Source organism: Microbacterium galbum, from assembly GCF_032464915.1.
GTDB classification, from domain to species: domain Bacteria; phylum Actinomycetota; class Actinomycetes; order Actinomycetales; family Microbacteriaceae; genus Microbacterium; species Microbacterium galbum.
Genome location: NZ_JAWDIS010000002.1, coordinates 80,650 through 102,965, shown reverse-complemented (window position 1 = coordinate 102,965; position 22,316 = coordinate 80,650). Strand labels below are relative to the sequence as shown.

21 protein-coding genes are annotated in these 22,316 nt (G+C 73.1%); 11 read left to right on the top strand and 10 right to left on the bottom strand.

What is annotated here, in order from left to right; all coding sequences use genetic code 11:
* Positions 1-4 precede the first annotated feature (4 nt).
* A complete protein-coding gene (locus RWH45_RS09615) occupies positions 5-1,030 on the bottom strand; it encodes an FUSC family protein (RefSeq protein ID WP_315994691.1) in 1,026 nt (341 codons plus the stop codon).
* 305 nt (positions 1,031-1,335) lie between these two features.
* Here RWH45_RS09615 and RWH45_RS09610 point away from each other — a divergent pair, with 305 nt between their 5' ends.
* Positions 1,336-1,800, top strand: coding sequence for a DUF3817 domain-containing protein (locus tag RWH45_RS09610; protein WP_315994690.1), 465 nt, complete (start codon positions 1,336-1,338; stop codon positions 1,798-1,800).
* A gap of 28 nt (positions 1,801-1,828) precedes the next feature.
* Here the strand turns inward: RWH45_RS09610 and RWH45_RS09605 are convergent, their stop codons facing one another.
* The 4 genes from RWH45_RS09605 to RWH45_RS09590 all read right to left on the bottom strand — a co-directional run bounded on the left by RWH45_RS09605 (position 1,829) and on the right by RWH45_RS09590 (position 4,639).
* Entirely contained in the window at positions 1,829-2,374 is a 546-nt protein-coding gene (locus RWH45_RS09605) for a hypothetical protein (RefSeq protein ID WP_315994689.1), read from the bottom strand.
* Positions 2,375-2,493: 119 nt separating this feature from the next.
* Positions 2,494-3,597 (bottom strand): class I SAM-dependent methyltransferase, encoded by a 1,104-nt coding sequence (locus RWH45_RS09600; RefSeq protein WP_315994688.1) that lies wholly within the window; start codon positions 3,595-3,597, stop codon positions 2,494-2,496.
* A 55-nt stretch (positions 3,598-3,652) separates the two neighbouring features.
* On the bottom strand, positions 3,653-3,802 hold the full coding sequence (locus RWH45_RS09595) for a hypothetical protein (RefSeq protein WP_298873232.1): 150 nt from the start codon (positions 3,800-3,802) through the stop codon (positions 3,653-3,655).
* Between the two features lie 24 nt (positions 3,803-3,826).
* Complete coding sequence (locus tag RWH45_RS09590) at positions 3,827-4,639, bottom strand: EI24 domain-containing protein (protein ID WP_315994687.1); 813 nt, start codon at positions 4,637-4,639, stop codon at positions 3,827-3,829.
* Between the two features lie 75 nt (positions 4,640-4,714).
* Between RWH45_RS09590 and RWH45_RS09585 the strand changes: the two genes are divergently transcribed.
* The 4 genes from RWH45_RS09585 (at position 4,715) to RWH45_RS09570 (ending at position 9,918) form a co-directional block, all read left to right on the top strand.
* Positions 4,715-5,545, top strand: coding sequence for a hypothetical protein (locus RWH45_RS09585; RefSeq protein WP_315994686.1), 831 nt, complete (start codon positions 4,715-4,717; stop codon positions 5,543-5,545).
* An 87-nt stretch (positions 5,546-5,632) separates the two neighbouring features.
* Positions 5,633-8,158, top strand: a complete 2,526-nt coding sequence (locus RWH45_RS09580; RefSeq protein WP_315994685.1) for an ATP-dependent Clp protease ATP-binding subunit — start codon at positions 5,633-5,635, stop codon at positions 8,156-8,158.
* Between the two features lie 105 nt (positions 8,159-8,263).
* Entirely contained in the window at positions 8,264-9,145 is an 882-nt protein-coding gene (locus RWH45_RS09575; protein WP_315994684.1) for an LLM class flavin-dependent oxidoreductase, read from the top strand.
* Positions 9,142-9,918 carry an LLM class flavin-dependent oxidoreductase gene (locus RWH45_RS09570; RefSeq protein ID WP_315994683.1) on the top strand — a complete coding sequence of 259 codons (777 nt, stop codon included), beginning with the start codon at positions 9,142-9,144 and terminating at the stop codon, positions 9,916-9,918. Before RWH45_RS09575 ends, RWH45_RS09570 begins: the two co-directional genes overlap by 4 nt.
* Positions 9,919-10,000: 82 nt before the next feature.
* Here the strand turns inward: RWH45_RS09570 and RWH45_RS09565 are convergent, their stop codons facing one another.
* Both RWH45_RS09565 and RWH45_RS09560 read right to left on the bottom strand, forming a co-directional pair.
* Entirely contained in the window at positions 10,001-10,492 is a 492-nt protein-coding gene (locus RWH45_RS09565) for a GNAT family N-acetyltransferase (RefSeq protein WP_315994682.1), read from the bottom strand.
* A gap of 139 nt (positions 10,493-10,631) precedes the next feature.
* The gene (locus RWH45_RS09560) at positions 10,632-11,291 is read right to left on the bottom strand and encodes a TetR/AcrR family transcriptional regulator (protein WP_315994681.1); all 660 of its coding nucleotides are present in this window, start codon (positions 11,289-11,291) and stop codon (positions 10,632-10,634) included.
* A 22-nt stretch (positions 11,292-11,313) separates the two neighbouring features.
* Here RWH45_RS09560 and RWH45_RS09555 point away from each other — a divergent pair, with 22 nt between their 5' ends.
* On the top strand, positions 11,314-12,531 hold the full coding sequence (locus tag RWH45_RS09555) for a DUF418 domain-containing protein (protein ID WP_315994680.1): 1,218 nt from the start codon (positions 11,314-11,316) through the stop codon (positions 12,529-12,531).
* A gap of 4 nt (positions 12,532-12,535) precedes the next feature.
* Positions 12,536-12,943 carry a DoxX family protein gene (locus RWH45_RS09550; protein WP_315994679.1) on the top strand — a complete coding sequence of 136 codons (408 nt, stop codon included), beginning with the start codon at positions 12,536-12,538 and terminating at the stop codon, positions 12,941-12,943.
* Positions 12,944-13,015: 72 nt separating this feature from the next.
* Here the strand turns inward: RWH45_RS09550 and RWH45_RS09545 are convergent, their stop codons facing one another.
* Entirely contained in the window at positions 13,016-14,680 is a 1,665-nt protein-coding gene (locus tag RWH45_RS09545; RefSeq protein WP_315994678.1) for a RecQ family ATP-dependent DNA helicase, read from the bottom strand.
* 185 nt (positions 14,681-14,865) lie between these two features.
* On the opposite strand from RWH45_RS09545, the gene RWH45_RS09540 reads away from it, so the two are divergent.
* Positions 14,866-16,410 (top strand): ATP-dependent DNA ligase, encoded by a 1,545-nt coding sequence (locus RWH45_RS09540; RefSeq protein ID WP_315995259.1) that lies wholly within the window; start codon positions 14,866-14,868, stop codon positions 16,408-16,410.
* A gap of 4 nt (positions 16,411-16,414) precedes the next feature.
* Positions 16,415-17,041 carry a hypothetical protein gene (locus RWH45_RS09535; RefSeq protein ID WP_315994677.1) on the top strand — a complete coding sequence of 209 codons (627 nt, stop codon included), beginning with the start codon at positions 16,415-16,417 and terminating at the stop codon, positions 17,039-17,041.
* Positions 17,042-17,159: 118 nt separating this feature from the next.
* Here the strand turns inward: RWH45_RS09535 and RWH45_RS09530 are convergent, their stop codons facing one another.
* Both RWH45_RS09530 and RWH45_RS09525 read right to left on the bottom strand, forming a co-directional pair.
* On the bottom strand, positions 17,160-18,020 hold the full coding sequence (locus tag RWH45_RS09530; protein ID WP_315994676.1) for an NYN domain-containing protein: 861 nt from the start codon (positions 18,018-18,020) through the stop codon (positions 17,160-17,162).
* 276 nt (positions 18,021-18,296) lie between these two features.
* A complete protein-coding gene (locus tag RWH45_RS09525; protein WP_315994675.1) occupies positions 18,297-19,280 on the bottom strand; it encodes a Gfo/Idh/MocA family protein in 984 nt (327 codons plus the stop codon).
* 116 nt (positions 19,281-19,396) lie between these two features.
* Between RWH45_RS09525 and RWH45_RS09520 the strand changes: the two genes are divergently transcribed.
* Both RWH45_RS09520 and RWH45_RS09515 read left to right on the top strand, forming a co-directional pair.
* Positions 19,397-20,719: a M20/M25/M40 family metallo-hydrolase gene (locus RWH45_RS09520; RefSeq protein ID WP_315994674.1), complete on the top strand. Its 1,323-nt coding sequence runs from the start codon at positions 19,397-19,399 to the stop codon at positions 20,717-20,719.
* A 242-nt stretch (positions 20,720-20,961) separates the two neighbouring features.
* The gene (locus tag RWH45_RS09515) at positions 20,962-21,987 is read left to right on the top strand and encodes a LacI family DNA-binding transcriptional regulator (RefSeq protein WP_315994673.1); all 1,026 of its coding nucleotides are present in this window, start codon (positions 20,962-20,964) and stop codon (positions 21,985-21,987) included.
* Positions 21,988-22,316: the final 329 nt, after the last annotated feature.

Genomic DNA, 22,316 nt, shown 5'->3' with positions numbered 1-22,316 from the left:
GTCGTCACCCCCGCGTTCCGCGGCGGCGGAGTCCGGCGGAGACGATCGCCACCGCGGTGCCGACCGCGACGCCGATGACCGTCTCGATCACGCGGTCGCGCAACAGCAGGTCGGGGGAGGCCGGCGAGGCGAGGGAGATCATCAGCAGCGCGAGCGGGGTGATGAAGAGCATCGCGATGCCGTAGTTGCGCCCCACGAACAATTCGGCCCCGGCCTGCAGCACGACCGCCACGGCGATGACGAGCCACGGCGGGAGGTGGAGGGCGAGCAGCCCCGCCGCGATCAGCACACCGAGCAGGGTGCCCACGAGACGCTGGACGCCCCGGATGAGGCGCGCGGTGACGTGAGCCCCGCCGACCGCGGCGACGGCGCCGACCATCGCCCAGTACCAGTGCGTCCCGACCAGCAGCGCCCCCGCGATGCCGGCGAGCAGTGCGGCGATTCCGACGGTCGCGGTCATCTCCCCGGCCACCGCGCCGATCGACGGCCGGGGGCGCGTCGGACGCGCCCACGACCCCCGCCGTGCCAGCACGAAGACGGTCGTGACGAGCAGGCTCCACGCCACGCTCGCGCCGCCGACCACGACGACGGTCGCGAACGTCGACGCCGTCGCCGGGAAGCTCGCGGTGGCTCCCGCGGCGAACACCGCGAAGAGCGCGCCCGGAGGATGCCACTGGGCGCGGTAAGCGAAGAGCGTCACGATCGCGGCGAGCACGGCGACGACCGCGACGCTGACGGGGGCGGGCGTCGACAAGGCCGACAGGGCGGTGCCCACGAGCATCGAACCGACGAGGATCACCCCCGCCGTCGCCTGCATGCGCACACGGGCTCGCGGCGCGTCGGTGCGGCCGTACAGGGCGGCGAACGCGCCGAAGCTCGCGTAGACGGCGAGGTCGAGGCGGTTCAGCAGCAGGAGGGCGATCAGGGGGATGCCGACACTGAGCACCGCGCGCACCGCGACCCGATGATCGCCCCGGTGGGGGCCGACCCGGATGACGCCGGTCCACACGCGCCCCCGGGATTCCGCCACCCCTCCAGCCTACGCGCCGGGTGGGTGGCATCCGTTCCGAGATGGCGGCGTCAAGGCCGTGGCCTGCGCGCGGGGATCTGGTGAGGTGGGGGCATGGATGCCGACCGCGAGAAGCCCCCGATCGAACCCGGGCCCGAGCCCGACACCACCACGGCCGCCGAGGGGGAGCGTTCCGACCCGAGCCTGGACGGCGACGACCAGCCGATCGAGTGACGGGCGGCGGGACGTCTCGACGTCGAAGGGTGCCCGGGTGACCCGTCGAGCCCTTCCGTAGGGTGGGAAGTCCCGACCGATCGAGGAGAGACGTGTTCCGCACGCCCCTGACCCTGTTCCGCACCCTCGCGATCGCCGAGGCGGTCTCGTGGACGTTGCTCATCGCCGGCCTCATCCTGCGGGCCACGGCCGACCTGCCGATCGCGGTGTCGATCGGCGGCGGCATCCACGGCTTCGTGTTCCTCGCCTACGGCGCCACGGCCGTGCTGGTCGCGTTGAATCAGCGGTGGGGCTTCGGCCCGGCCGCGATCGCGGTCGTGAGCGCCGTCATCCCGTACGCCACCGTGCCGACGGAGATCTGGCTGCACCGCACGGGACGCCTGCAGGGTGCCTGGCGACTCGACGAGACGTCGGATCCGCGCGATCGTCGCCCGCTCGACCGCCTGTTGCGCTTCTTCCTGCGCCGACCCGCGATTCTGGGCCTCGTGCTGGTCGTGGTCGTCGCGCTGGTGTTCGTCGTGCTGCTGATCGCGGGTCCGCCGGGCGGCAAGGGCTGACCGCCCGCGCGGCGGTGGTGCGCGGGCGTCACCGCACGTGGATGCGCACGCTCGCGGGCGCGATGCGGCACGTCGCCAGGAAGGTGGTGACGGTGCCCGAGACGGTCGCCACCGCCCGCCCCACGCCCAGGAACGCCACCGTGCTCCGGCGCACGCGCTGACTGGCGGCGTCATCGACGAACCGGCGCATCGTGTCGCCCGAGCGGCCCGCGGTCGACACATCGAGCTCGACCCCGAGCACCGGCCCGGTCGTCGACTCGACGCGCCACTCGACCGTGGCGACGCCGCCGCCGCGGCTGGTCATGACCAGCGTCGCCGACCCGCATTCCTCGCCGCCGACCTGCTCTGTGCGCAGGGGCGCGGATGCCGGAGCGGAATCGGCCCCGCACAGGGCGATGCCGTGCAGGCGGGCGTACTCGCGTCCCGTCGCCGTGATGCTCGAGCAGTCGGCGAGCGCCGGTGTCGACACCGTCGCATCCAGCGGGTCGGCGCGCGTGTCGGCCAGGGCGGGCGCGGGGCCGGAGAGCAGTGCCGCGACGACGATGAGAGTGGTGGCGACGGCGGGCACGCGCATGGTGCTGTCCTCCCTCCTCGTCGAGCGTCCCCGAATCTACGCCGAAGCGCGTGCCGATGCGACGGCTTGCCTGCGCGACGGGGACGCGGCATGTCCCGCCGTCGCGTCCCCTCGGTCGGTCACCGCTTCGTCGACACCGTCACGGTGAACTTGCGGTCGCGGGCGACCTGGCGGGTCGGGCCGACGAGGCGCTCGAGGGCGGGTCGATACTGCAGGGCGGAGTTCCACACGGTCCACAGCTCGCCGCCCGGCCGCAGCACGCGCGCGGCGTCGGCGAACATGCGGGGAGCGAGACCGTCGGCGAGGGCCGCACCCGCGTGGAACGGGGGATTGAGCGCGATGAAGGAGCTGCTGGCATCCGGTCTCGCCCCCAGCACGTCGTCGCGGTCGACGCGCACGCGGTCGGCGACGCCGTTGGCCGCCGCGGTGGCCCGGGCCGAGGCGACGGCGACCGCGGACTGATCGCACGCGACGACGTGCAGCGAGGGGGTGCGCACGGCCAGCGCCGCCGCCACGACCCCCGTGCCGCACGCGAGGTCGATCGCCTCGTCGCCGCGCGGGGCGGGCAGGTGGGCGAGGAGCAGGCGGGTGCCGATGTCGATCGAGGCTCCCGCGAAGGCGCCGCCGAAGGCGCGGATCCGGATGCCGTCGACCTCCGCCTCGTCGGGGACCGGGGTCGCGCCGCCGCGCGGTCCGCGGGCGAGGAGCACGCGCGACTTCTGCCGCGCGTGCGAGACGTCGACGCGGTCGAAGTGCTCGCGGAGCACCTCGTTCATCGCGAGCGTCATGTGCTTGATGCGCCCGCCCGCGAACACCTGCACCTCAGGGTGCGCGTGCAGGGCGATGAGCCCGGCCGCATCGGCCAGGGCCCGCAGCGAGCGGGGAAGGCGCATCAGCACGACGCGCGCACCGCGCAGCAGGTCGGCATCGAGCGGGAGCGAGGTGAAGGCCTCGTCGAGCCCGGCGTCGGAAGCGTTCGCGGCCAGCGCCCGTTCGCCGAGCAGCTCGTCCTGATGCACGCGGATGCCGCGCGCCCCCGCGTCGGCGGAGGCCAGGGTGAGCGCGCCGTGCGTGTCGCCGATGACGACGAGGGCGCCGACGGGGAGGTCGGCGCGGGCGACGGCCGACTCGTCGAGGATCAGGCGATCGGCGGCGTCGACGGCGACGAGGTCGGGACCCTCGAGATCGGGGCGGCGACGGAGGGCGTCGAACGAGAAGGGCACCGTGCAACGGTACCCGGCGGCTCGGCGCCGCTCACGCGGACGCCGAGCGGAGGAGTTACCGCGTGCCGAAGTGGAAGGGCAGGGCCAGGGACGCCGTGACCAGCAGGATGCCGAGGGCGAAGAACAGCGCGGGGGCCGCGAGCGAGAACGACAGTCCCGTCAGCAGCATGCCGCCGACGAACAGGATGAGCGAGACGATGAACATGAAGATCCCTTCGGTCGCTCCAGGCTATCGTGCCGCGTCGGAGGAACGGTCCGCGGCCGGCGCGGGTTGCGTCGCGGCCCTGTCGGCCTCCCTCGTCTGAGGGGGCGACGCGGCGGACCCGAGGGCGGCGTGCGCCCAGAGGGTGCTGCCGGCGACGGCCGCGGGCATGACGGCCACCGCGCCGAACGGCACGAGGAAGCAGAGTTGGGTGGCGACCCCGAATCCGAGGGCGCGCGCGCGATGCGCGCGGATGATCGCGCGACGCGCGCGCCGGTCGAGGCCCCGCGCCGAGAGGGCGCGGGAGGTGAGCTCGTCGGCGAGGAGCCAGCCGGTGAGCAGCACGCCGGCGACGAACCCCGCGACCCCGCCGACGAAGGGGATCAGGCCCAGCAGCCAGGCGAGGAGAGCGGCCGGGATGCCGCGGAGGATGAGCAGTGCGCTGTCGCCGACGGCTCGCCAGAAGCCGTACTCGGCCTCGGGGACCTCGCCCGTGGCGCTGCGTTCGGTGGCGTGCCAGATGCGGTCGTAGAACGGCTCGCCGACGGCGAGGGTGACGGCGGTGAACGACACGACGGCCAGCAGTAGGGCCGCGCCGAACGACGCGACCCCGATCGCGGTGCGCAGCGCCCCCGCCCAGAAGGGCGCCCAGCCGTCGGCGAAGGGCGTCCAGTCGTCGACGAGACCGGGCAGGACCAGACCCCAGGCCACGAGGGCGCCGCCGAAGACGAGGCCCACGAGCGTCCCGGGAATGAGTCCGAGCGCCATCGCGCCCGGCGTGCGACGCCATTGGCCGAGCCCACGAGCGAGGAGACCTGCTCCGGCGAGGAATTCGCGCATGCGGGAAGTCTTCCAGACGCCGCCGACACCCGCCGGGCGACCGGTCGTGTCGGCGGCTCCTGCCAGGATGCGGGTATGCGCATCCGCACGACGTCGACCCAGCGCACGTACCGGTACGTACGGCTCGCGATCGTGGGGGCCACGGTGTTCCTCGCCGTCGGCGTCGGGATCGAACTGGTCGGCAGGGGCGTGCTCCCCTCGGTGAGTGCGGCGTACTACACGCCCGCCGGTCCCGTCTTCGTGGGCGCTCTCAGCGCCATCGCGCTGGCGCTGCTCGCCCTGTCGGGGCGCAGTGTGGAACAGGGGCTGCTCGACGTCGCCGCCGTGCTCGCCCTCGTCATCGCGTTCGTGCCGACCTCGGTCTCCTGCGGTGTCGACGTGCGATGCATCCCGCCCGAGGTGCGCGCGACGGTCGCGAACAACGCGGGGGCGGTGGCATCCGTGGTTCTCCTGGGGGTCGTGGTCGCGATCGTGCTCGCGCGGGTGCAGGGCACGCTGAGTCGCGGGGTGGTGACGACGGCCGCGGTGATCACGGCGATCGTGCTCGGCGGCGGCGTCTGGGCCCGGGTGGCGCCCGAGGCCTTCCTCGCGCGCGCGCACGAGGCCGCCGCCGTCGCGTTCTTCGTGCTCATCGCCGTCGTGGCGGGCCTGGCCGCGTGGCGCCCCCGGCCCGCGCGGGTGAGGCGGAGCCGCCTGCGCGTGGCGTACGCGACGGTGGCGGCGGCCATCGCGGCCACTCTGGTGCTGCTGATCGTCGGGGTTCTCGCGGGGGCGGAGCAGCGCGGCATCCCGGTGGTGCTGGTGGGGGAGTCGGTGGCGCTGGCCCTGTTCGCGGTGTTCTGGATCGTGCAGACGGTGGAGCTCTGGGACGAGGTCGACCCGTCGATCGCGGCTACCCGGGAATAGCCGCGCGGGTGACGCGTTGAAGTTGATACGACGGTGCTCAAGTTGCAGACTTGAGCCAACCGCACTCACGTATCACAGGAGACGGAATTGCCCGAAGACTTCACCCCCGGCGCCGGGGAAGACGGCGCCCAGTCGTTCGACGAGTTCCTCGCGCGCTACCTCGCGGGCGAGCAGGCACGCGCCGAGCGTTCGATCGACCTCAGCCGGTTCCTGAGCGCGCGGACGCAGGACGCGCTCCAGGAGGCCGGTCGCTTCGCCCTCGGCCGCGGGCAGCGTGAACTCGACGCCCTGCACGTGCTGCACGTGCTCGTGGGGCGCTCGCCCGCGAAGGACGCCGTGGCCCGACTCGGCGCCGACCCGGCCGCGATCGCGCGTGCCGCCGAGAGCCGCCTGCCCGCCGCGGGCGCCCCGGCGCACGTCGACGGAGCGGTCGTCGCGGGTTCCGTGCAGCGCGCCCTCTTCCACGCCTTCCAGGTCGCCCGCGCCGCGGGCTCGACCTACGTCGACCCCGACCACCTCTTCTTCGCTCTCGTGCTCGCGCAGGACGCCCCGGCCGGGCAGATCCTCGCGCAGGCCGGCGTCACCGCCGAAGCCCTGACCCAGGGCGTGCGCGAGACCGTCGTGGGCGGGGAGCAGAGCGATGCCCCGACCGAGGCGGCATCCACGACCCCGAACCTCGACCGCTTCGGCACCGATCTCACCGCGCGCGCCGCGGCGGGCGAACTCGACCCCGTGATCGGCCGCACCGACGAGATCGAGCAGACCATCGAGATCCTCAGTCGTCGCACGAAGAACAACCCCGTGCTCATCGGCGAGGCCGGCGTGGGCAAGACCGCGGTCGTCGAGGGACTCGCCCGTGCGATCGTCGCGGACGAGGTGCCCGAGCAGCTGCGCGACACCCGTGTGGTCTCGCTCGATCTGGCCGCGATGCTCGCGGGTGCCCGCTACCGCGGCGATTTCGAGGAGCGCCTCACCCAGACGATGGACGAGATCTCGGCATCCGACAAGCTCGTCGTCTTCATCGACGAGGTGCACACCCTCGTCGGTGCGGGCGGCAGCGGCGACGGATCGATGGATGCCGGCAACATCCTCAAGCCCCGGCTCGCTCGCGGCGACGTGCACCTGATCGGGGCGACCACCCTGCGCGAGTACCGCACGATCGAGAAGGACCCCGCCCTCGAGCGGCGCCTGCAACCCGTGCGCGTGGGGGAGCCCTCGATCACGGATGCCGTGGAGATCCTGCGCGGCCTGCGCGCCGCCTACGAGCAGCACCACGCCGTCGCCTACACCGACGACGCGCTGCGCGCCGCGGTGGAACTCAGCGACCGCTACCTGCCCGACCGCGTGCTGCCCGACAAGGCGATCGACCTGATCGATCAGGCCGGAGCCCGGCTGCGCCTGCGCCTGGGCGTCTCGGTCGACACCTCGGCGCTCCTCGAACGGCTGGCCACCCTCGAGGCCGACAAGAACGCCGCCGTGTCCGCCGAGCACTACGAGGAGGCCTCGCGCCTGCGCGACGAGATCGCCGCCGTGCAGAGCCGGCTCGACGATGCGACGACCGCCCCGCGCGGCGCCGCGGTGGTGGACGAACCCGAGATCGCCGCGGTCATCAGCCGGGCCACCGGCATCCCGGTCGCCCGTCTCACCGCCACCGAGCGCGGACGCCTCGCCGAGCTCGAGACGGAGCTGCACGCCCGCGTCATCGGGCAGGACGACGCGGTCGCCGCTGTCGCCAAGGCCGTGCGCCGCAACCGCACCGGCATGGGGGACGAGAACCGGCCCGTCGGATCGTTCCTCTTCCTCGGACCCACCGGCGTCGGCAAGACCGAGCTTGCGAAAGCGCTCGCCGGCTCCCTCTTCGACGACGACGGTTCCGTCATCCGCTTCGACATGAGCGAGTTCGGCGAGCGTCACACCGTGTCGCGTCTGATCGGTGCCCCTCCGGGATACGTCGGCTACGACGAGGCCGGTCAGCTCACCGAGCGCGTGCGCCGCAACCCCTATGCGGTCGTGCTGTTCGACGAGATCGAGAAGGCCCACCCCGACGTGTTCACCCTGCTGCTGCAGGTGCTCGACGACGGTCGACTGACCGACGGTCAGGGGCGGACGGTCGACTTCCGCAACACCGTGATCGTGATGACCTCGAACCTGGGCGCCGAAGTGCTGGCATCCCGCTCGGGGGCCATCGGCTTCACCACCACGGGTCGCGACTTCGCCGACGACGACCTGCGCGACCGCGTGATGGGCAAGCTCCGCGAGGCGATGCGGCCGGAGTTCCTCAACCGCATCGACGACATCGTGCTGTTCCGCAAGCTCGATAAGGCGCAGCTGCGCGAGATCGTGCGGCTGCTGCTGGGCGCCACCTCGCGCCGGCTCGCGGGCCGCGAGGTGACTCTCGAGGTCACGGATGCGGCGATCGACCGCCTCGCCGAGGTCGGGTACGAGCCCGAGTACGGCGCCCGGCCGCTGCGCCGCGTCATCCAGCGCGAGGTCGACGATCGCATCGCCGACCTGTTCGTCTCCGGCGCCCTGAGCGACGGCGGGACGGTGACGGTGGATGCCACGGATTCGGCGTTCGTGGTGATGCCCGTCGTGTCGGCCGTCGCCGCCTGACGCGCGGTTTCTTCGACGCCCCCGGTGCTTCGGCGCCGGGGGCGTCGCGTCGTCCGCGGGCGCCACCCCTGCCCGGATGTCGGAGGTTCGCGGCAGAGTAGACGCATGAGTCGTATCGGCACGATCGTCAGCCCGTACCCCCACCCGCCCGAAGAGTTGCGCGACGCCGCACGCGCGGCGGAGGATGCCGGCGTCGAGGAGCTGTGGCTGTGGGAGGACTGCTTCCGCTCGTCCGCCTGGGCGGCTGCGGCCGCGGCCCTCGCCGTGACCGACCACCTCCGCGTCGGCGTGGGCATCGCGCCGCTCCCGCTGCGCAACGTCGCCGCCTCCGCGATGGAGGTGGCCACGATCGAGCGCATGTTCCCGCAGCGGCTCCTTCCGGGCTTCGGGCACGGCGTGCAGGACTGGATGCGCCAGGTCGGCGCCAAGGCCGCGTCTCCGCTGACGCTCATGCGGGAACAGCTCCCGGCCCTGCGCGCCCTGCTGGCGGGTGAGACGGTGAACGCCGAAGGGCGCTACGTGACACTCCACGACGTCGCGCTCGACTGGCCGCCGGCGGCCGCTCCTCTCGTCTACGCCGCGGCGGAGGGGCCGAAGACGCTCGCCCTCGCGGGAGAGGTGGCCGACGGCGTGGTGCTCGACAGCCGGCACACCGTCGCCGAGATCGCCGCCGCCGTCGAGACTGTGCAGACCGCGCGTCGTGCGGCCGGCCGCGCGGGTCGGGCCGATGTCGTGGCGTACGTGCTCACGGCTTTCGGACCCGACGCCCACGATCGCGCGACGGCCGTGCTCGCCGACCGCCCCGACGCCGCCGACCGGGTGCTCGCGGGATCCGTGTCCGAGGTCGCCGAGGGGGTCGCCCGGTTCCAGGCGGCGGGCGTCGACGACGTGGTGCTGCTGCCCACCGACGACGTCGACCTCCGCGCGTTCTTCTCGGCGGTGGGTCAGGTCGCGGTCGCGGTCCCCGACGCCGGGGGCGTGTCATGACCCGGGGCGTCGTCTCGCTCGGCGTCGCCGGGTCGCTCGGTCCCGACGCGATCGCCGAGATCGCCCCCGAGGTCGAGAAGGCCGGGTTCCACACCCTGTGGGTCAACGACACCCCCGACGGTGACGCCCTCGCGGCGCTCGCCGCGGCCGCGCGCGTGACCGAACGCCTCCGGCTGGCGACGGGCGTCGTGCCTGTGGATCGTCGCCCCGCGTCCGCGATCGCCGCCGACGCGGCATCCCTGTCGCTCCCGTCCGATCGCGTGACGATCGGCATCGGCTCGGGCATGGCGCGTGAGGGCGCCCTCGCCCGCGTGCGCGCGGCCGCCGACGAGCTGCACGCCGCCGGTCTGCCGCGCGTGCTGGTCGGGGCACTGGGCCCGAAGATGCGCCGCCTCGCCGCCGAGCGCGCCGACGGCGTGCTGCTGAACTGGGTACCGCCGACCGAGGCCGCCGACCAGGCAGCCGCCCTGCATGACATCGCGCCCGAGACGCACGTGGCGGTCTACGTGCGCACCGCCATCGTCCCCGCGGCGCGCGAGCGCCTCGAGGCCGAGACGGCGCGCTACGCGTCGTTCCCGAATTACGCCGCGAATTTCGAGCGGATGGGGGTGGATGCCATCGACACGACGATCCGCGACGTCACCGAGCTCGCCGAAGCCCTCGACGCCTACGCCGCCGCCGCCGACGAGGTCGTGCTCCGTGCGATCGTGCCGGACGACACCGTGGCCGCCTACGTCGACTTCGCGCGACGGACGGCGCCGAACCCGGGCTGAGAGGCGCGACCCGCGCGCGCCCGCGCCGGGTCGGGTCCGGGACGCGGGGCTCGTGCTGCGCCGCCGCGCCGCGTCGTCCGCCTCAGCGCACCAACCGGACGGTCTCCTTCATCGGGCCGAACGAGGACTGCGCCCCGTCCGCGACGAAGCCGTTCCGGCGGTAGAACGCACGGGCGCGGGGATTGTCGGCGGCCACCCACAGCGAGGCGGGTCGTTCGCCCAGGACGGCATCGAGAAGGCTCTGCCCCGCTCCCGTCCCGTGGGCGGCGTTGAGGACGTAGATCATGGTCAGCTCTTCCGGTCGTGCGGCGTCGGCATCCGGGGTCGGTTGCACGGACGCGAACCCGACGATGCGTTCCTCGGCGACGGCCACCACCGTCGAGAGGACGTCATCGGCGAGGTTCGACCGCCACATGCCGATCCGCGGCTCGACGGCGAACCACGGGTTCGTCTCCGGATCGTCGACGAAGCGCCCGTACGTCTCGCGCCACGAGGTCGCGTGCACGAACGCGATGCCCTCGGCATCCTCGGGGCGGGCCGGACGGATGGTGATGGTCGTCTCCGCGGGCGTCATGGCGAGAGCTTAGGAGACGCGGGCATCGGGCGCCTCCGGGCACGCGGGTCGGCGCCGCGGCTGGACGCCCGCTCCGCGCTCACGTCGGCCCCACGCGTCGTGCGGCCGCGCCCGACGGCGCTCGGGGCAGCGGGTCCGTTCACCCGAGGCGGCCCTCGTCGGTGAGACCCGCGCCCTCCACCGGAGGGGTGACGGCAGGTCGACCTCCGCGTCGAGTGGCGAAGTGCGCCAGCGTCGCGTCGATGAGACGTCGCCCCCGATCCGGCGACATGCGTTCATCGCCCTCGGCGCCGCGCGCCACGGCGATGCCGTCGAGGACGGCGAGGACGAGCCCCGCGTCGTCCGCGTCGATCCCGGCGTCGGGGTAAGCGGCCGCCAGCAGAGCCTGTAAGCCGGCCTCCGTGAGCGCCCATTCCCTCCGATGGATCTCGCGGACGTCGGGATCGGTGCCGGCGCGTGACGCGAACGCGGTCCACACGACGGCGTCACGACGACCGGCATCTCCGAGCGCGGCGAGCTCGGCGCAGAAGACCTCCAGGCGGCGAGGGGCGGAGTCGACGTCGGTCAGCGCGGTCGAAAGACGAGCGCGGAAGCCGGCCGTGACAGCATCCATCGCTCCGGTGACGAGCGCGGCGCGCGTGGGGAAGTGGTGCTGCACGGCGCCCACCGACACCCCCGCGGCGGCGGCGACGTTGCGCACGCTCAGCGCGTCGGCACCGCGTTCCGACAGCACCTCCAGCACCGCCTCGGCGATACCCGCGCGCGTGGCGCGCGGGGGCGGGGGAGGGGAGGAGGTCACCGTCGTAGGCTACGGTGAACCCGTGAACAATACGAACGTATTGCCCGGCCCGACGGGTCCGCGCCGGATCGACACGCTCGATGTCGTGCGCGGTATCGCCCTGATCGGCACTCTCGCCACGAACATCTGGGTCTTCTCGCATCCGTGGGGCCTGTGGGGGATGCTGGACGACCCGGTGCTGCCGGACGAATCCGCGGGGGCCGCGACGACGCAGCTGGTGCTCATGGCCCTCGCGCAGGGGAAGTTCCTCGCCCTGCTCTCGCTCACCTTCGGCGTCGGTCTCGCCATTCAGCACCGTGCAGCGCGGCGCCGCGCGCGGCGCTGGCCCGGACGCTACCTCTGGCGCGCCACCCTGCTGTTCGTGGACGGCGTGGTGAACTACGTGCTCATCGCGGAGTTCGACGTGCTCATGGGCTACGCCGTCACTGCCGCCGTGGTGTCGGTGCTGCTGTTGACGCGGCCGCGGGCTCAGCGCGCGATGATCCTCGCTTTCGGTGCACTCCACCTCGCCCTCATCTCCGCGCTCGTGCTGCTGCTGACGGCCGTGCCCGGCGCAGATGTCGACGCCGGTCTCCCCGCCGGACCCAGCCCGTACGCGACGGAGTCCTTCCTCGGCCTCGCGCTCTTCCGCCTCGACAACGTCGCCGTCTTCCGGGCGGAGCCGGTGCTGATCGGTTTCCTCTCGGTCGCGATGTTCCTGACGGGCGCGGCGTTGTGGCGAGCCGAGGTCTTCGGCGACGCAGGCGCGCGCGTGCGTCGACGTCTCATGACGGCCGGTGCCGTCGCCGCGCCGATCGATGTGGCTCTCGCACTGACGGCATCGCCGGGCGGTCTGCTGCTCGAGCGCTATGTGGTCGCGCCCGTGGTGGCCCTCGGCATCCTGGGGCTCGTGGCGGAGCTGTGCCTGCGGCGCGGGACCGAGGGGTGGTTCGCCCGACGCGGGAGGGAGGTCGGTCGCGTAGCCCTCAGCGCCTACCTCCTGCAGAACCTGCTCGGGGGCGCGCTCTTCTACGGCTGGGGTCTCGGGGTGGCCGAGAGCGCCCAGGCCTGGCGCGTTCCGGTGACCGTCCTGGCGTTCGTCGTCATCACGGGGGTGGTCGCCGTGTCCGCCCATCTCTGGCTGCGTCGGTTCGCGCTCGGACCGGTGGAGTGGCTGTGGCGCGCTGCCGCGGAGGGACGCCGCCCGCGTCTCGAGATCCCCCACGATCGGCCCCGCGCGTCGAGCGCGGTGGCAGACTGACCGGATGCCACGACGACGACGCCCCACACTCCGATCGGTCTCGCGCGGCGCGCTGGCCCTCTTGCTGGTGGCGGCGGGCGCGGGCCACCTCACGTGGGGGCGTCGTGGCTACCGCATCGTCGTCCCGGGATGGGCGACGCGACTGCTGCACACTGACAAGGACGCCATCGTCGTGGCATCCGGCGCCGTGGAGATGGTGCTCGGGGTCGCGCTGATCGCCCTTCCGGTGGAGCGGCGGCGTGTCGGGGCGGCGATCGCCGCGTTCTTCGTCGCGGTGTTCCCGGGCAACGTGCACCAGTGGCGCACGGGCCGCTCGGCCCCGGGCCTGAACACCGACCGGTCGCGTTTCCTCCGCTTGTTCCTGCAGCCGCCGCTCGTGGCGTGGGCGTGGTGGGCGACGCGCGAGCACTGACCCCGCGCCTCAGGCCGCTTCGCGCGTACCGCCCCCGCACCTGCGACCTCGCGCGAGTGCGAGCCCCGCGCCTCAGGCCGCTTCGCCCAGCTCCAGCACGCCGGTCTCGAACGCCGCGCGGACCAGCACCTTGTACCCGTGCTCGGGGAAGAACACCGTGAGGCGGTCCTCCTCGACGCCCATCACCGTCCCGGTGCCGAACTCGCCGTGTTGGACGACGGAATCGATGCGGATGCCGTCCGCGTCGGCCGCCGCGGCATCCGGGGCCGTCGTCTCGACCGGGGCCGGAGCGGTGGCGTCCGCGTCGCAGCGGTCGCACGACCCGCAGTGGGTCGGGGTCTCGACACCGAAGTACTCCAGCAGGGCTCGACGGCGGCAGTGCGAGGTCTCGGCGTAGCCGCGCATGATCTCGATGCGTGAGGCGCGGACGCGCTCCTCGGCCTCGTCGCGATCGCGGACCGCGGCCACCGCATCGCCCGCCGACGCCTTCGTGCGCGCGGAGACGCCGTCGGGACCCGACTCGGCGAGCTCGCACGCGACCAGCTGATTGAGCACGCGCCCGATGGCGCGGACCGAGCGGCCCGACGACGCGGCGATGTCCTTCGCGCGCATCGGCTTCTCCGCCCGCCGCAGCTCGTCCCAGACCCCGGCGACATCGGCGCGCTTACTGTGCCCACCGGCGAAGAACGACCGCAGCGAGAAGTCCTCGGCGCGGTAGTGCAGGATCGCGCGGGCGGGGCGGCCGTCGCGCGCCGCGCGGCCGATCTCCTGGGCGTACGAGTCCAGCGACTCCGTCACGTCGGCGTGCACGACCAGGCGCACGTCGGACTTGTCGACGCCCATGCCGAAGGCGGAGGTGGCCACGACGACGTCGAGGTCGCCCGCGCTCCACGCGGCGTGCACCTCGTCGCGTCGCTTCTGCGCCATGGCCCCGTGATACGGCGCCGCGCGCAGCCCGAGGTCGGCGAGCTCGTCGGCGTAGGCGTCGGTCTCCTTGCGCGTCGCCACGTACACGAGCGTCGGACCGTCGGCATCCTGTACATCCGCGATCACGGCACGACGCTTGTCGTCGTCGTGCTCGTGTCGGCGGACGGCCATGTGGATCTCGGGGCGGTCCATCCCGCGCACCTCGAGGTGCGGGTCGCGCATGCCGAGGCTCGAGACGATGTCGTCTCGGACGGGGGCGGATGCCGTGGCGGTGAGCGCCAGCACCGGGGGATGGCCCAGCGCTTCGACGGCATCGCCGATGCGCGCGTAGTCGGGCCGGAAATCGTGGCCCCAGGCCGAGACGCAGTGCGCCTCGTCGATCACCACGAGCCGCACGTCGGCGCGCGCGAGACGGTCGAACACCTCGCTGTTGGCCAGCTGCTCGGGGGCGAGAAAGGCGTACACCGCATCGTCGCCCTCGATGGCGGCCCACGCGGCGCGCTTCGCGCTCGCGCTCGTGCGGGAGTTCAGCGCGACGGCGGCGGGGGCGTCGGGAGCGCGGTCGATCGAGTCGATCTGGTCGCGCTGCAGGGCGAGGAGGGGCGAGATGACCACCGTCACGCCGCCGAGTTCGCACCCCGCGATCTGGTACACCGCCGACTTGCCGGCGCCGGTGGGGAAGACGACGAGGGTGTCGCGTCCGCTGACCACCGCGTCGATCGCCTCGGCCTGCCCCGGGAGCAGGTCGTCCCACCCGAAGACCTCACGGGCGGTGCGGGCGGACTGTTCGAGGGTGGCGGGAGCGTTCACGAAGGCCTCATTCCTGGGGGGAGGTCCTCCAGCACACCTCAGGCGTTCCGCAACGGCTCGGGGGTTGCGGGCGGGGCCGACGTGTGGTGCGCGACGCGCGAGGCGCACCGTCCGGCGAGGTGGCACGCGCCGAGCGCCGACGCAAGCGGCGCGGCGATGTCGGAGGGGGATGCCAGGATGCCGACATGCTCTTCGGCGACATCGAGACGGCGCTCGCGGCGGTGACCGGCACGCGCTCGCGTCTGGCGAAGGTCGACGCCCTCGCGCAACTGCTGCGCGGGCTCGCGCCCGACGAGATCGTCCCCGCGGTGGGGATCCTCACCGCCTCCCCGCGCCAGGGGCGACTCGGCGTCGGGTGGAAGACGCTGTCCAGCCGCGGGGGAGAGCACGCCGACACCCCGTCGCTGACCGTCTCCGACGTCGACGAGGCCTTCGACCGACTCGTGGCCCTCGGCGGCAGCGGATCGGCCGCGCAGCGCACCGCACTGCTCGACGAGGTGGCCGGTCGCGCCACGGCCGCCGAGTGGCACCTGCTCGTGCGGGTGATGACGGGCGAATTGCGCACGGGTGCCCTCGAAGGCGTGCTTCTGGATGCCGTCGCCCGGGCCTCCGATCGCGACGGTGCCGCGGTGCGACGCGCGGCGATGCTTTCGGGCGACCTCGGCGGCACCGCGCTCGTCGCCCTCACGGGCTCGGACGCCGAGCTGGATGCCGTGGGACTCGTCGTCGGCCGCGGCGTGCAGCCCATGCTCGCCTCGACCGCCACCTCCGTCGCGGAGGCGCTGGCCGTCGCGGGGCGCGCCTCGGTGGAGTACAAGCTCGACGGCGCGCGCGTGCAGGTGCACCGCCAGGGCGACGAGGTGCACGTTTACACCCGCACCCTCGCCGACGTCACCCACCGCGTCCCCGAGATCGTGGAGGTCGTGAGGGCTCTGCCCGTCGAGGCGGTGATCCTCGACGGCGAGACGTTGTCACTCGACGACGACGGTGCCCCGCGCCCCTTCCAAGACACCATGGCGCGATTCGGCGCCGAGGCCGCGCGCGAGATCGCCCTGCGACCGTGGTTCTTCGACATCCTGCATCTCGACGGGAGCGACCTCGTCGACGAACCCCTCGGAGCGCGCCTCGACGCGCTCGAGCGGGTGGCGGCGGCCTGGCGCATCCCGGCCGTCGTTACCGACGACTCCGACGCCGCAGACGCCTTCGCGCGCGACGCCCTGGCGGCGGGTCACGAGGGCGTCATGATCAAGGGGCTCGACGCGGCCTACACCGCGGGCCGCCGCGGCAAGAGCTGGCTCAAGGTCAAGCCGGTGCACACGTTCGACCTCGTCGTGCTCGGCGTCGAGCGCGGCTCGGGTCGCCGGTCGGGCTGGTACTCCAACCTCCACCTCGGTGCCCGCGATCCCGAGGGGGTCTTCGGCGAACCGGGCGGTTTCGTCATGGTCGGCAAGACGTTCAAGGGCCTCACCGACGAACTGCTGACCTGGCAGACGGCGCACTTCGCCGAACGCGAGACGGGCGAGGTGCCCGGCGGCATCCGTGTCGTCCCCGACACCGTCGTCGAGATCGCGATCGACGGCGTGCAGCGGTCGGTCCGCTATCCCGGGGGAGTGGCCCTGCGCTTCGCCCGGGTGAAGCAGTACCGCTCCGACAAGCCCGCGGCCGAGGCCGACACGATCGACACCCTGCGCGCGCTGCTGCCCGGCGGCGGTGCGGCGACGGAAGGATGACGCGATGAGTCTGGCCCCCTGGCTCGACGGCGAACTCGGCTACCGCAGCTTCGGCACCCCCGGTGCTCCGCGCGTGGTCGTCGTGCTGCGCACCGGAGACGTCGCCACGACCGATCCCGATGCCCGCGTGACCTCGGCCTTCGACGTGCGCGTCGTGGCGGTCGGCCTCGATGCTCCGGAGCTCGAGGACCCGCCGGTCTTCGGCGGCCAGACGCCCGCCGGTCTCACCGTCGAGGCGCTCCGGGCGCTACTCGACCGCGAGGCCCCCGGCGCGACGGTGGGGCTGGTCGGCGAACGATCGGCGGGGCCGATCGCGATCTATCTGGCCGCCGCCATGGGCCCGGTCGTGGACCGTCTCGCGATCGTGGGCGTCGAGAGTCCCGTCGACCCCCTCAGTCGCGACCTGCGCACCCCTCTCCTCGACCACCTGGATGCCGAGGCGCTCGTGATCGTGGGGGGCGAGGGGCCCGCGCACCCCGCCGACGCGCAGTGGTACGTCGAGCGCATGCGCGTCGCCGAGATGGAGGTCATCCCCACCGATGAGATCGGCTCGATCAACGGACACGTCACGCTGACGTCGGTCTGGGAGCGCGTGCTCGCGCACGTCGCGCCCGGCACCGAGCGCCGCTGACACGCCGCTCCCGCGCGCCCTCCGCCACCATCGAGTGTCCACGACACCCGGACGATTTCCTTCGGCGTCCGGGTGTTCTGGACACTCGACCAGGGGGCTGCGGAGCCGCCCGCGCGCCTCAGCTTCTGGCGACCGCGCGCACCTGCACGACGTTCGACTCCTCGTCGACCTCGACGTGGTCGGTCTGGGCCTTGAGGAAGTCCGAGAAGCTGCGGAACCCGAGCGCCTTCTCGCTGAACGACGGGTCGAGGCGCTTCATGAGGTCCTTGACCGCCGAGGCGTGCAGCCACTCGCCGTCGGCGCGTTCGGCCTCCAGCTGCATGGCGCGGTCGAGCAGGTCGACCGCCGGGTCCTTCGAGCGCTTGCGGGCGCGGGGCCGCGAGGGCGCGGCATCCTTCTTCGTCTCGGCGAGATTCGGGATGCCGGGCAGCGAGTCGTATGCGTCGAAGCGGTCGCAGGCCGCGGCGAGCGACTTCGCCGTCGACCCCGCCACCCCCACGCCCACGACGTAGCGACCGAGGCGCTTGACGCGCTGAGCGAGCGGGACGTAATCGCTGTCGCCGGCGACGATCACGACGTGCGTCAGGTCGGGGAGGCGGAACATGTCTTCCACGGCATCCACCGCGAGCCGGATGTCGGCGCCGTTCTTCGCGTACGCCGCCGCGGGGAAGAGCTGCACGAGGTCGACGGCGCGCGCCACCAGCTGCGAGCGGTACTCGGCGTTCACCGGAGCCGACCAGTCGGCGTACGCGCGCGTGAGCACGAGCGTGCCGAACGAGGCTGCGTAGTCGATCACGGCGCCCACGTCGATGGTCGCCTTGGTGAGGCGTTCCGCGATCTCGGGGTCCATGGGGTTCTCGGCGATCTTCTGCCGGTCGCGCGAATACGCGTTGCGCCCGTGCACGCGGTCGTACCACGACATCACGATGTTGTCGAAGTCGAGGTAGACGGCGACGCGGGCGGTCTGGGTGTCGGGCATGCCTCCAGTCTGACCGGTCGCGACCCCTCCCGGGTAGCCGCGGCGCGATCCGGCATCCGTCCCGCCGTGGTCCGTCACGCGCTGCGTGCGGCCATTGCGCCGAGGAGGCGTCCCGGATGCCGCCGGGCCGGGGCCCGGTCCGCGCACCGATGCGCCGCGGCCGCATCCCGGTCCGCCCGGCGCGCAACCACCGCCCGTGCGGCCCCGCTTCTTTGCTTGAAACGCGACGCCCCGCCCGACCGCGGGGTCGGACGGGGCGGGTGACGGGCGGCGCGCTCAGCGCTCGCCGGGATACACCACGCCGATCTGACGACGCACCTCGTCGAGCACGCCCATGATCGCGACGGTCTCGTCGATCCCCAGCACATCGCTCGAGATCGCGCCGTCGGCGACGAGGCGCTCCGCCGCGAGAGCCTGGAACTGCATGCCGCGCCCCTCGATCTCGCTGGTGAACTCCTCTGTGACCGTGCCGTCGGAGGTGATCACCCGGAACGAGGTGGGCGTGTACCAGACGCGGTCGATCTCGATGCGGGCCTCGGTCCCGACGACCTGCGCCGTGTCGGCGCCCGCCGCGCGCGATGACGACACCGTGGTCGACAGGGCGCCGCCCTCGTGCACGAACATGGTCGCCACCTCGGCGTCGCTGCCGGCATCCGAGATCCGGGCGAGTGCCGACACCTGCTCGGGCAGGCCCAGCACGTCGACGGCGAACGAGATCGGGTAGATGCCGAGGTCGAGCAGGGCGCCGCCGCCGAGGGCGAGGTCGTTGAGGCGGTGCGCGGGGTCGGTCGAGATCTTCTGCGTGTGGTCGGCGGCGACGACGCGGATCTCACCGAGCGTTCCGGCGGCGATGATCTCGCGGATGCGCACCATGTGCGGCAGGTAGCGCGTCCACATCGCCTCCATCGCCAGCAGGCCCTTCTCGGCCGCCTTCTCGCGGATGGCTGCGGCCTCCGCCTCGTTCAGGGTGAACGGCTTCTCGACCAGCACGTGCTTGCCGTGGTCGAGGGCGAGCAGCGCGTTCTCGACATGCGAGGGGTGCGGGGTGGCGATGTAGACGATGTCGACGTCGGGGTCGGCCACGAGGTCGTCGTACGAGCCGTGCGCGTGCGCGATGTCGTACGCCGCGGCGAATTCCCGCGCGCTGTCGAGGCTCCGCGAGCCGACGGCGGTGACGTCGAGGCCCGCGGTGCGCAGGTCGGAGGTGAAGGCGTGCGCGATGCCGCCCGTTGCGAGGATGCCCCAGTGCAGTCCGGTCATGCGCTCCACCGTATCCGTGCCCGGGCCGCACGGGCGCCGACAGGACGCCGCGCGCACCTCCGCCGGCGACGCGGGCGGCCCCGCACGCGCGGCGGGACGGCCCGTAGGCTCGTCGCATGACGCCCGTCGAGCGCTTCCGTGAGCTGCTGTCCATCCCCACGGTCTCCCGAGCCGATCCGGCCGAGGTCGACGACGACGCATTCGTGCTCTTCCGCGACACGCTCGAGCGCCTCTACCCCCTCACGCATGCGCACCTCGAGCGCGAGGTCGTCGCCGGTCATTCGTTGCTGTACCGCTGGCCGGGCGCCTCGACCGAGGCGCCGCTGCTGCTCCTCGCGCACCAGGACGTCGTCCCGATCGAGGGGCAATCCTGGCGCCACGACCCCTTCGCCGCCGATATCGAAGGCGAGGGGCCGGATGCCACGATCCACGCCCGCGGCGCGATCGACGACAAGGGGGCGCTCGTCGCCGTCTTCGAAGCGGTCGAGGAGGCGCTCGCCGAGGGCGTCGTACCGCGGGCCGACGTCTGGCTCGCGTTCGGCCACGACGAGGAGACACGCGGGACCGGGGCCCGTGCGATGGCGCGGCTCCTCGCGGAGCGGGGCGTGCGACCGGCGCTGGTGCTCGACGAGGGCGGAGCGGTCGTCGACGGCGCGGTTCCCGGGGTCGCGGCGCCGACGGCGATGATCGGGGTCGCCGAGCGCGGGGTCGCCACCTTCGACCTCGTCACCCGCGAGGCGGGCGGACACGCGTCGACGCCGCCGCCGATGCCGGCCACGGCGCGGCTGGCGCGGGCGATCGACCGCCTGCGGCGCCACCCGTTCCCTCGGCGTCTCGCCCCTCCCGTGCACGCGATGCTCGCCACCGCCGCCGCCCACGTCGCGGAGCCGTTGGCCTCGGTGTTCCGACGCCCGCGGCTGGCGGCACCCGTGCTCACCGTCGTGCTGTCGGCGCTCGGTCCCGAGACCAACGCCCTCGTGCGCACGACCGCCGTGGTCACCCGCTTGGAGGGATCGCCGGGCGAGAACGTGCTGGCCACCACCGCGCGGGCGAGCGTCAACGTGCGGCTGCTCACCGGCGACACGCTCGCGGACGCGGCGATCCATCTGCGGCGCGCGGTGCGCGACCCCCTCGTCGACATCGAGCTGCGCCACGGAGACGATCCGTCGCCGGTCTCGCCCTGGCGGGGTGAGGCGTGGCGGCGGCTGTCTCGGACCGTGACCGAGACCCTCGGCGACGACGTCGTCCCCCTGCCGTACCTGCAGCTGGGGGCGAGCGACAGCCGCTTCTACACGGGACTGACGGATGCCGTGTACCGCTTCGCCCCGTTCCACCTCACCCGCTCCGAGCGCGACGCCCTGCACGCGCCCGACGAGCGCATCCGTGTCGACGTGTGGCTGCGCGGCATCCGGTTCTACGGCGCCCTGTTGCGTTCCTGAGCGCACTCGTGCCGGCCCGCGTGAGCGGGGTGTCACGAAGCGGGTCGCCCCGCGCCGCCGCCCGCGCGAGACGGCATCCGGCTGACATCGGGGCGGCAGCCGGCGGCGGTTTCGTCGGCGACGGGAAGTCTGCGGCGAGTGGTCGGAGCGGGGAGAACGGGCCGGGAACGGGGAACAGCGCCGCGTCGGCTATCCTCGTGTGACCGGTCACGCAACGCGCGCGACCCGCAATGAGGCGGCTGATGAGCGACACCGACATCCCGGAGACCACGGGGCGCGCCCCGAGCATCCGCGATGTCGCGCGGCTCGCCGGGGTGTCGTACCAGACCGTCTCGCGGGTCATCAACAACAGTTCCGCGCTGCGGCCCGAGACCGCCGCCAAGGTGCGTTCCGCCATCGCCGAGCTGAAGTTCGTGCCGAACCAGGCGGCCCGCGCGCTGGCGACCAGCCGGTCGAAGCTCATCGGCGTGCTGGGTCCGCGCACGCCCACGCACGGCGTCGCCTCGATGGTCCAGGCGATCGAGTCGGCCGCCCGCGCTGCGGGCTATCGGCTCACGATCACCAACCTCGCCACCAGTGCCCCCGACGACGTGCGGTCCTCCATCGACCACCTCATGCAGCAGTCGATCGAGGGGCTGATCGCCGTCGCGCCGCAGACACGGGTGGTCCCGATCCTCGACGAGCTGAAGCTCCCGGTTCCGGTGCAGATCGTCGCGTCCACCGGCACCGCGACATCCCACAACGATCAGACGGCCGGTGCCCGCGCCGCCGTGCGCCACCTCATCGAGCTGGGGCACACCCGCATCCTGCACATCGCCGGGCCCCGCGATTGGGTCGAGGCCGATCACCGCATGCGCGGCTACCTCGCCGAGATGGATGCCAACGACCTGTCGCCCCGTCCGCCGGTGCTGGGCGACTGGACCGCGCAGTTCGGTTTCGAGGCCGGGCTGGAGCTCTTGCGCACCGAGGACGCCACCGCGGTGTTCGCGGGCAACGACCATATGGCGCTCGGGTTCATGCATGCCGTTCGGGCCATAGGTCGCTCCGTCCCCGAGGACATCTCGGTCGTCGGGTTCGACGACGTGCCCGAATCCGCTCACCTCTGGCCCCCGCTGACGACCGTCCGGCAGGACTTCGTCGGGATCGGGACCCGCGCGATGACCGACCTCCTCGCCGCCCTGGGCGAGGCGACGGGTGAGGACTCGTCGTCGGACCCCGCCCAGCTGCGCCTCATCGTGCGCTCCTCCACCGCACCGCCTTCCCGCTGACCGCGCCCGCGTCGCGCGTGCCGCCTTGGCCTCGAATCGTCACGTTTCGGCAACGGCTGGTCGGTGAGCGCACCGGGACTTGACAGCTTCCTCCGGCGGCGGGGTAGCATCACACACACGATGTGAACGGTCACATGACCGGTCGCACAGGCCGACGGGACTCGCTGCGGAGCGGATCCGTCGAGACGAAGAGGTTTCGAACGATGCGGGTCACCGCCTCGCCGAACGGCTTCGTTTCGCCCCGCCGACCTCTGCGCCCGGCCGGTGCGTCGCTCGCTGAAGCGGTGGGCTCCATGGGGAGAGACCGCGCCACATACCCAACGGAGGGA